The organism is Cupriavidus sp. SK-4, from assembly GCF_000611125.1.
GTDB classification, from domain to species: domain Bacteria; phylum Pseudomonadota; class Gammaproteobacteria; order Burkholderiales; family Burkholderiaceae; genus Cupriavidus; species Cupriavidus necator.
The window spans coordinates 1-2,948 of the sequence record NZ_JFJW01000229.1; the positions used below are offsets into that span (position 1 = coordinate 1).

Sequence of the window (2,948 nt, forward strand, 5' to 3'; positions counted from 1 at the left end):
CCGACGGTGATCTCATAATGCACCTCTCACAGTTGAGTGTAGGAACGTTGCCCCCGAGAATGCCCTGAAGTGCGTACCCAGTCCCGCAGTTGCTGTTCCTTGGTGGGGGCCAGCGTGATCCACCAGGGGCCCCGCCCGTCGAGCTTCCGAGCGTGGACCACCTGGCGCTCGATCCAGTAATACACCACGTGTGGACTGATGCCCAGTCGGTGAGCGAGTTGCTGGACCGTGAGCTCGTCAGACCGCATGAAGTTGGTGGCCGGAATGCCGTATCGGAAACGGATCCACTTGACCATGGCGAGCGTGAACGATTTGCCAGTTGGGCTGCGCAAGCCTTCCTGATTGAGGTGCGCAACGATTTGCGGGTCGGACAGATGTTGCGACAGTTTGCGCACCTGCTCGACGGTCGCAGTCGGATAGCGCATCGCGTCGGCGACTGGCTTGGGCAAAGTCACGGTGGTGTCGGTACAGGTGCCGCCCTGCCAACGCACGTGTAGGACCACCTGTCTGGCTGCGGGCAGTTTCTCGACCGTAATGTCTCGGATGAGCAGTCGCAACATGCGCTTGCGATCCTTCGCTGGGGTCGCCGGAGCACGCCAGAGACGTGGAAGATTGCGCGCCAGCGCGAGGATCTGGGCCTTCTGTTCGGGCGTTGCGACGCGCGCCTTCTGGCTCTGGAACTGGGCGGCTTCAGTCTTGATTGCTTCGAGGCGAAGCATCGCGTCATTCCAGCGCCGCTCGAGGGTGCCCGCGACCAGACGGTTAGCGGGATCGCATGCCTGATAGCGACGCTCCGCAAGCGCGACCTCATACTCGGCGCGTTCGATGCGCATATGCCACTGACGCATGATGGCGTGATCACGCTTCTCGAGTTCGTTCAGGGCGGTCACGGCGAGTTCGAGTTCGGCTGGCCGCAGGGCCGCGAGCACTGCTTCGCCGATCGCGTTGTCGAGCAGGTCGCTGCGCACGCTCATGCAATCGGTTGTCGCCAGACCCTCTCGGCGGCGCGCACTGCAAAGGTACAACGGATAAATGCCACCGTTACCCTGGTAGCGCACGGTCAGCGCCCGGCCACAGCAGCCACAGATCAGCATCCCCTGCAGCAGCGCCAATCCTTCACGCGCCGCCCCGCTGAGCACGGTACCTTCGCCGTTGGTCCGATTGCGCGCTAGGCGCGCCTGGTTGCGCTCGAATTCCTCCGGGGTGATATAGCCTTCGTGATGGTCGGGAAGGTGGACACGCCAGTCGGACTTGGGTACCGGCTGCACTCGCTTATAGACCTCTCCCTGTGGCGTGATGCGCTGACGATATTGGTAACGGCCGAAGACATAGACGCCCGCATACGAGGGATTCCGGATCAGACCAAGCACGCGTTCATGGCGTAGGCGCCCCCATATGAGTCGACCTGCCCAGGCACCTCCGTATGCGCGCTTGGGAAAGCGCAGACCATCTTCGGCAAAGCGCTTGACGACGGCGTACGCGCTGCCGGTCTCCTGAAACAGACGAAACACCAGTTGCACGGCGCCGCGAACCTCGTCATCGGGATCGAGGACGATGCGACCCTCATCGTCATAGCACAAGCCAACCGGCAGCGGAAAGCGCAACTCACCCTTCTGCGCCTTATTGAGCTTGCCGCCCTGGAGGCGCCCGCGCAAAAAATGAAGTTCGGCCTGTGCCATCGTGCCTTTGAGACCGAGCAGCAGACCGTCGTTGAAGTCGCCCGGGTCGTAGCAGCCATCGGCGTCGATGACGAGCGTCTGGGTGAGTGCACACAACTCGAGCAGGCGATGCCAGTCCAGGTTCGAGCGCGCCAAGCGCGACACCTCCAGCGCAAACACCGCGCCCACTTGCCCCATCGAGACATCCGCCACCAGCGTCTTGAAGTCCTCGCGGCCCGTCATCTGAGCGCCTGACTGACCGAGGTCCCGGTCCAGGATCCGGATCGACGTGTCCGGCCAGCCGAGTGCCAGCGCCTTGTCGCGCAACGCATACTGGCGCTCGGTGCTCTCCTGGTGATGCCGCACCTGGGCCAGCGTCGACTGGCGGATATAGATGTACGCCGGCTTGCTGTGATGTTGCGGGGTGATCTTGGTGTTCATCGACGGCCTCCTCGGTCAGCTCCAGCGCGGACTCGGCGGTGAGCCAAGCCTCGAGCATGTTGGCGATGAGTACGCCGGCTGACTGCGGATCGATGGAGATGGTGAGCGAGAGCGGCGCCTGGCTCACCGACGCCCCTCAGAGCGCCTCGCGGCGGCGTAGTAGTTCGCGGTTGATCTCGCAGATCTCTTCGATGATCTCGCGGACCCGGTGATAGGTCGCCAAGCGTTCGCTGACGTCGGCGTAATCGGCCTGGGGCACGTAGTCCATCTGTGGTCGGCGCCCCGGAAAGCTCACTGACAGATAGTACTTGGGGCCATGACCGGGGCCGTCGGCGCACTTGCAGCCAGGTTTGCCGCAGCGCTTGTAGCGTTCGATGAGCGAGCCCCGCAAGAGCGTGTCCAACGCCGGCATTTGCTTGAGCAATTGCGCGCGGCGTCTGCGTAAAGCGGGCGACGGAATATCTTGCATTGGCGGACCACGTTAAAAACTGGTCTGATAGTAGGGCAATGAAATGCATTGATCAAGCTCCTTTGGTTGATGACTTCTTGGAGGACGAAGCGGCAAGCTGGTCGATCAACGCGATCAGCTCCAGCAGCATGCCCAGATCGAAGCGAGACACAGGGATCTCGCAATCGTCTTCGACGGCAGGCGCGCCCCAGTCGGTCCATTCGCGGGCAATGCTGAAGCTGCCGCGCTCGACATGACCCAGCAGCAATGTGTCGACGCCCGCCACCCGGCGCGTCTTCAGGACCGGATAACGCTGGCCCCGGAGCGGATGAAACGGATGGCGGATCTCAGCCCATCCCAAATGCTCGTTGAGCGCTTGTGCAGTTCGCGCTGACCGTCCC

Annotated in this window: 3 protein-coding genes; all 3 read right to left on the minus strand. The window is 62.7% G+C overall.

Features of this window, described 5'->3' with window-relative positions:
• Nucleotides 1-26 precede the first annotated feature (26 nt).
• On the minus strand, nucleotides 27-2,099 hold the full coding sequence (locus tag CF68_RS34605; RefSeq protein ID WP_035828047.1) for a recombinase family protein: 2,073 nt from the start codon (nucleotides 2,097-2,099) through the stop codon (nucleotides 27-29).
• A 136-nt stretch (nucleotides 2,100-2,235) separates the two neighbouring features.
• Nucleotides 2,236-2,568 (minus strand): DUF6788 family protein, encoded by a 333-nt coding sequence (locus CF68_RS34610; RefSeq protein WP_035828050.1) that lies wholly within the window; start codon nucleotides 2,566-2,568, stop codon nucleotides 2,236-2,238.
• A gap of 52 nt (nucleotides 2,569-2,620) precedes the next feature.
• Nucleotides 2,621-2,948, minus strand: a 328-nt coding sequence (locus CF68_RS34615) for a DUF5372 family protein (protein ID WP_235205990.1), incomplete at its 5' end; no start/stop codon positions are given.

Coding starts and splice junctions, on each gene's coding strand:
- CF68_RS34605 (WP_035828047.1), bottom strand. CDS start 2,099: ATGAACACCAAGATCACCCCGCAACATCACAGCAAGCCGGCGTACATC.
- CF68_RS34610 (WP_035828050.1), bottom strand. CDS start 2,568: ATGCAAGATATTCCGTCGCCCGCTTTACGCAGACGCCGCGCGCAATTG.